This window comes from Acidobacteriota bacterium, from assembly GCA_034211275.1.
Taxonomy (GTDB): Bacteria; Acidobacteriota; Thermoanaerobaculia; order Multivoradales; family JAHZIX01; genus JAGQSE01.
The window spans coordinates 1-6,498 of sequence record JAXHTF010000279.1 but is presented as its reverse complement, the minus strand read 5'-3'; the positions used below and the strand labels follow the sequence as shown (position 1 = coordinate 6,498).

The window sequence follows — 6,498 nt, the reverse complement described above, 5'->3', positions numbered from 1 at the left end:
GAAGGTGGTCCCAGGGCTCGCTCCCTGGACCCTTCGAGGGCCCGCCAGAGTCTTACCTTCTCGGAAAGGAGCCAATCCGGTAGGTTTTTCTCTTGACAAACCGAAGTACATAGAAGGGGGATTGAGGGGGTGAGGGGTCTGCTCTCCCGACCTCCTCAGACCCTACCCACAACCAACGCCCTCAGCTCAGGACTGCCAGCCGCAGGTTCGGCCCTCATTCTGCTCCTCCAACCACTCCTTCAGCGGCGCGAAGTAGTCCAGGATCGCCGTGGCGTCCATGGAGCTCTCGCCGGTGAGCGCTTCCAGGGCCTCGGGCCAAGGGCGGGAGACGCCCATTTCCATCATCGCGTTGAGGCGCGCGCCGGCGGCCTCGTTGTCGTAGATGGAGCAGCGGTGGAGGGGGCCCTCGTAGCCCGCTACCTCGCACAGACCGCGGTGGAATTGGAACTGCAGGATGTGGGCGAGGAAGTAGCGCGAGTAGGGCACGTTGGCGGGAACGTGGTACTTGGCGCCGGGATCGAATTCCGCTTCGGTGCGGGCCACCGGCGGAGCGATGCCCTGGTACTTGGAGCGCAGATTCCACCAGCCTGCGTTGTACTCCTCCGGGGAGATCTCACCGGAGAAAACCTTCCAGCGCCACTGGTCGATGAGCAGGCCGAAGGGCAGGAAGGCCACCTTGTCCAGCGCCATGCGCATCAGCAGGCCGAGGTCGGCGGAGGCGTCGGGCTCTTCGTCCAGCAGGCCCAGCTGCACCAGATACCCCGGCGTGACGGAAAGGGCCACGGTGTCGCCCAAGGCCTCGTGGAAGCCGTCGTTGGCGCTGTTGCGGTAGAGCATGGGCAGGTGCTTGTAGGCCCGCTGGTAGAAGTTGTGGCCCAACTCGTGATGGATGACGGAGAAATCCTCGGCGTTGATGTTGATGCACATCTTGATCCGCAGGTCGTCTTCCCAATCGATGTCCCAGGCGCTGGCGTGGCACACCACCTCGCGGTCCGCGGGCTTGGTGAACAGGGAGCGCTCCCAGAAGGTCTCCGGCAGCGGGTCGAGGCCCAGGGAGGTGAAGAAGCCCTCGCCGTAGCGCACCATGTCCCGGGCGTCGACGCCCTCCTCCTTCAGCAGCTCGGTGAGGTCGTAGCTGGGAGTGGTCTCCGGCGGGGCCACCAGCGGATAAATGTTGGACCAGGTCTGGGCCCACATATTGCCCAGCAGATGGGCCGGCAGCAGCCCCTGGGGCGGCACCACGTCGTCACCGTACTGCTCCGCCAGCCGCGCCCGCACGTGGCAGTGGAGCGCTTCGTAGAGCGGCCGGACCTGCTCCCACAGGCGGTCCAGCTCGGCGGCGAAGGCCTCTGGCTCCATGTCGTATTTGGACCGCCACAGGCTGCCCAAGTCAGCGAAACCCAGCGCCTGAGCGCCCTCGTTGGCCAGGGCCACGTACTGCCGATACTCCTCCCGCATGGGCGGCGAGACGGTGCGCCAGCCGACCCACAGCTCTTCCAGCTGCTGTGCGTCACGGCTCTCGGCGAAGATGCCGTTCATCTCCGTCAGGTCGTAGCAATCGTCACCGCTGGCGCCCTCAGGGCAGTACTTGCCCTTGCCGTAGGCGCCCTGCATGGAGGTGGTGAGCTGGGTCAGCTGCTTGGTCTTCTGCGCGTCCGGCGGCGCCGGCAGGGTCAGGCTGAGCTTGAGCAGCTCCAGACGGCGGCGCAGATCGTAGGGCAGCTCCAAGCCGTCGAAGTACGCCGCCTTGCCGGCGTAGTCCACCAGCGCGGTGATGGACCGCTCCTCCGCCTGGGCGGCGAGGATGGCAGTGTCGTGGGTGATGTAGGTGGAATACACCCAGGCGTTGCGCTCGGCGTCGCTGGCGATCTCCAGCAGATCCTTCTCCACCGCCGCCAGGAAGGCTTCGGCGCCCTCGGCGGTGCGCGGGTACTCGGTCTTCGCCATCTCCGCCGCTTCCTCCTCTTGGGCCGGAGCCGGACCGGTCCAGCCCAGCACCAGGGTCAGCGCGATGGCCAGGACGAGACAGCGCAGGAGCGCGGAGGAGGAGAGAGGGGCAAGCAAAATCTTCATTGGGAACTCCCTAGGACTCGGTGCATTCTCGCCACCGCTTCCCGGAGCTCGTCCTGGGAGCAGGCGAAAGATAGGCGCACATGATCTTCGCGGCCGAAAGCGACACCGGGGACCACCGCCACCCGCGCTTCGTCGATGAGCTTCTCGGCCAGTTGAATGGAATTGTTGCAGCCTTCCCGATAGCAGCCGGCGATGTTGGGGAAGGCGTAGAAGGCGCCCGCCGGCGTCGGACATTGGACGCCGGGGACCTCGTTGAGCAGCGGCACCAGCAGATCTCGGCGCGCCTCGAATTCGGCGATGCGCTCGGTCACCGACGCCTCCGACAGCCGCAACGCCTCGGTGGCACCGGCCATGGCGAAGGAGGTGGGGTTCGAGGTGGCATGGCTCTGAATGTTGCCGATGGCCTTGATCACCGGCGCCGGCCCCAGGCAATAGCCCAGCCGCCAGCCGGTCATGGCGAAGGTCTTGGAGAACGAGCCCACCAGGATCACCGTCTCCGGCAGGTCCGTCGCCAACGCCGCCGCGCTCACCGGCTCCTGGCCGTCGAAAACGAAACGCTCGTAGGTCTCGTCGGCGATGAGCAAGATGCCGCGATCGGCGCAGCCGTGGGCCAGACGGTGGAGATCCTCGCCGGTGATCATGCCGCCGGTGGGGTTGCACGGCGAGTTGATGAGCACCGCCCGGGTGTTCTCCGACACCGCCTCCAGCAGCGCGTCGGCGTGGATGCGGAACCCGTCGTCCGGAGAGCTGGGTACAAACACCGGCCGGCCGCCGGCGAAGCGAATCTGCTCCGGCAGGGAGACCCAATACGGCGACGGCAGCACGACCTCGTCCCCTGCCTCGAAAAGGGCCATGGCGAGCTCGAATAGGGCCATTTTGGCACCAACCGTCACCTGCACCAGATCCGCTGTCCACGAGCTACCGTATCTATCGGAGTAGTAGGCGGCGAGGCCCTGGCGCAGCTCGAGAATGCCCGCATTGGCGGTATATCGGGTCATTCCGCGGTCGAGAGCCGCCTTCGCCGCGGTGACCGTCTCCGGCGGCGAGTCGAAATCCGGCTCACCGACGCTCAGATCGATGACGTTCACGCCCTCGGCACGCAGTTTGCGAGCCTTGTTGGCGACGCTGAGGGTAGCGGATTCCTCGATTCCACGAACACGAGAGGTCATTTGCATGGCGCCAGATGGTATCACCGCTCCCGGGTTACGCCGAAGCAAGGGATTGCACCATCAGAGGGTTCCTGCCTGTGATCCGCAGAAACGACCGTCGGGACGGTTCCGGCACGGCCCCGCAGCGGGCTGCCAAGGCCGCGGGAGGCGTCTGCGCCCCTGATATGATCCCGAAGCTGCTAGAACCGCTGTGGCACCGCCAAGGTATGCCCGCCGAGAGACAGGCATGCCCGCCGAGAAACAACGACCGATTTAGCAAAGCCGGCCCCACCAACCGAGGACTCGATCATGCCCAAGACATTCTGCTCCTATCTCCTCCGCTCTGCGGCCCTCGCCTGCGCGCTGATTTTCGTCTGGGGTCTGGCACCGGAAGCTGCCGCCCTCGGTCACCCGCCCGCCGACAGCGACACCGCCACCCAAGAAGCCCGCTCGGAGAGCAGCGCCACCCTACCCGCGATTCCCGAAAGCGGCTGGGTGCACTCGCTCCACGATGCTCAGGAGCTAGCCCAGGCAGACGACAAGAAGATCCTGGTGAATCTCTACGCCAGCTGGTGTGGCTGGTGCCGGCGGCTGGATCAGCAGGTCTTTGCCAGCCAGGAGTTCGAGCAGCTGCGGAACGACTTCGTGATGCTCAAGCTGGATGTGGAAGAGCATGACGACGGTCCCAAGGTTCAGCGCCGTTACGGGACCCGCGGGGTCCCCGTGACCCTGCTGCTGACCTCCGACCTCGACCGAGTCACCGCCATCAGCGGCTTCCTCCCCAAGGATAAGTTTCTCCAGCGGGTCGAGCAGGCGGTGACCGCTTACGACGACCGCCAGGCCCACACCGCCGACCGCTCCATCGACCTTCTGGCGGTGGAGCCCACAGAGAGCGGCACCTGCACCGTGGAGGTCTGCTAACCGTGCATGCCGGGGGCGAAGCGTTGCGCCGACGCCATCGATGGACCTCGCCGCGAGCCCTGGCTGCCTTCTGGGCGCTGGCGCTCAGCCTGGTGCTCTTCGCCGGCCTGCCCGCCGGTGACGCCGACGCCCAATTCCACCGCGAGGAAAAGGCCACCGTCGAACTGCTGGCCCATCGGGATTCCTATGCTCCCGGCAGCACTCTCCGGCTGGCGACCCTGGTCACCGTCGAGAGCGGCTGGCACATCAACAGCGACCAGCCGACCCTCGACTATCTGATCCCCACCGAGATCCAGCTGCTGCTGCCGGAGGGCTGGCCCGCCCCGCGGATCACCTTCCCGGAAGCCCACATGCTGGAGTTCTCTTTCGTTGACGAGCCCATCGCCGTCTACGAGGGAGCGGTGCCCATCCTCGCCGAGCTGGAGCTCCCGGCGGAGCTCGCCGGCGACGCGGCCTCCCTGCGGGCGGAAGTGCGCTACCAGGCCTGCAACGACACCCAATGTCTGCCGCCGGTGACCTCGGCGGCGGAGCTGACGCTGGTCCTGGGCGGCGAGGGTGCATTGATCAACCAGAGCGCCTTCGGCGACAGCGAGGTCTCCGCCGCGGATCTACTGCGTTCGAGCCGGCAGGAGCCCCAAACGGCAGCCTCCGGCGCCGAGCCCACCACTAGCGATTCAGCCGGTGCCAGCGCTGCCGACGCCACCGAAGAGGCGGCCGTGAGCAGCTCCGGCACCGGCGCCGGCTTCGTCGCCATGCTGCTGCTGGCGGTGCTCGGGGGGCTGATCCTCAACGTCATGCCCTGCGTGCTACCGGTGCTCTCCCTCAAGGTCTTCGGGCTGGTGAAGAGCGCCCAAGGCGGCCGCAAGGAAGCGGTGCGCGGCGGAGTCATGACCTCCTTGGGCATCCTGGTGTCGTTCTGGGCTCTGGCCCTCGCGGCGGTCATCGCCCGCGCCGCCGGCAGCGCCGTAGGCTGGGGTGTGCAATTCCAGGAGCCCGGCTTCGTCGCCTTCCTGGCAGTCATCGTGGTCCTGTTCAGCCTCAATCTCTGGGGCGTCTTCGAGATCCCCCTGCCGGCGCGCCTCACCAACCGGCTTACCGGCGGCGGCAAGGCGGGTGGCAGCGGTGCCGCCGGCCACTTCGGCTCCGGCCTCTTCGCCACCCTCATGGCCACCCCCTGCTCCGCCCCGTTCCTGGGCACCGCCATCAGCTTCGCCCTCAGCCGATCGAGCTGGGAGATCTTCGCCATCTTCACCGCCGTCGGCCTGGGCATGGCCCTGCCCTACCTGGCCCTCGCCGTCGCCCCGGGCACCGCCAAGCTGCTGCCCAAGCCCGGCCCGTGGATGGAGACGGTGCGCGGTCTCATGGGCTTCCTCCTCGCCGCCGCCGCCATCTGGCTCTTCTTCGTTCTCGCCGGCCAGCTGCCCTCCGCCCGGGTGGCCTTCGTGCAGCTGGCCATGCTCCTGGTGGCCCTCTTCGTCTGGCTCGGCAGCCGCCTGACCCGCCGCCGCTGGCTCGCCACCACCGGCCTGCTGGCCGCCGCCGTCCTCGCCATCGGCCTCGCCTCCGGCTCCACCGCCGACCCGGAAGCCATCCAATGGCGCCCCTTCGACGAGGCCGAAGCCATCGCCCTCGCCGAGGCCGGCACCCCGGTCTTCGTCGACGTCACCGCCGACTGGTGCCTCACCTGCAAGGCCAACGAGCAATTGGTCCTCGCCCGCCGCGACATCGCCACCGCCTTCGCCGACCACGGCGTGGTGGCCATGAAGGCCGACTGGACCAACTACGACGACGCCATCACCGACCTGCTCCAACGCCACGGCCGCACCGGCATCCCCTTCTACCTCCTCTACCGCCCCGACCAACCCCCCCACGTCTTCGGCGAGCTCCTGACCCAAGAAGCCATCCTCACCGCCGTCCGCGAAGCCGGCGGGACCGGGGGGCAGGTGGCCGGGGGACGGTAGGGGCCTTCTCTCGACGCCTAACCCTCTGGAAGAGCCCCCGCCCTCGCCCCGGGATCAATCCCGGGGCTACCCCGGACACCGCAGGATGAATCCGGCTCCCTGAGCCTGCTCCACCACTCCCTCCCCTCCGGAGCCAGCGGAGCTGGCGGAACCTGAGTAGCCCGGGGATTGGATCCCCGGGCGGAGGCGAAGTGGTCGCAACGGCTCACTACTCGAGACTCAATGCCCCCGCCCTCGCCCCGGGATCAATCCCGGGGCTACCCAGGACACCGCCGGATGAATCCGGCTCCCTGAGCCTGCTCCACCACTCCCTCCCCTCCGGAGCCAGCGGAGCTGGCGGAACCTGAGTAGCCCGGGGATTGGATCCCCGGGCGGAGGCGAAGTGGTCGCAACGG

Annotated in this window: 4 protein-coding genes; 2 read left to right on the top strand and 2 right to left on the bottom strand. The window is 67.6% G+C overall.

Annotation, left to right across the window (positions count from 1 at the left end):
- Positions 1–186: 186 nt before the first annotated feature.
- Both SX243_24670 and SX243_24665 read right to left on the bottom strand, forming a co-directional pair.
- Positions 187–1,947, bottom strand: a complete 1,761-nt coding sequence (locus tag SX243_24670) for a M2 family metallopeptidase (GenBank protein MDY7096182.1) — start codon at positions 1,945–1,947, stop codon at positions 187–189.
- Positions 1,948–2,069: 122 nt separating this feature from the next.
- Positions 2,070–3,242, bottom strand: a complete 1,173-nt coding sequence (locus SX243_24665; protein ID MDY7096181.1) for a pyridoxal phosphate-dependent aminotransferase — start codon at positions 3,240–3,242, stop codon at positions 2,070–2,072.
- A gap of 288 nt (positions 3,243–3,530) precedes the next feature.
- Here SX243_24665 and SX243_24660 point away from each other — a divergent pair, with 288 nt between their 5' ends.
- Together SX243_24660 and SX243_24655 are read left to right on the top strand one after the other, a co-directional pair.
- On the top strand, positions 3,531–4,142 hold the full coding sequence (locus SX243_24660) for a thioredoxin family protein (protein MDY7096180.1): 612 nt from the start codon (positions 3,531–3,533) through the stop codon (positions 4,140–4,142).
- 2 nt (positions 4,143–4,144) lie between these two features.
- Positions 4,145–6,103, top strand: coding sequence for a thioredoxin family protein (locus SX243_24655; protein ID MDY7096179.1), 1,959 nt, complete (start codon positions 4,145–4,147; stop codon positions 6,101–6,103).
- The last annotated feature ends 395 nt before the right edge of the window (positions 6,104–6,498 follow it).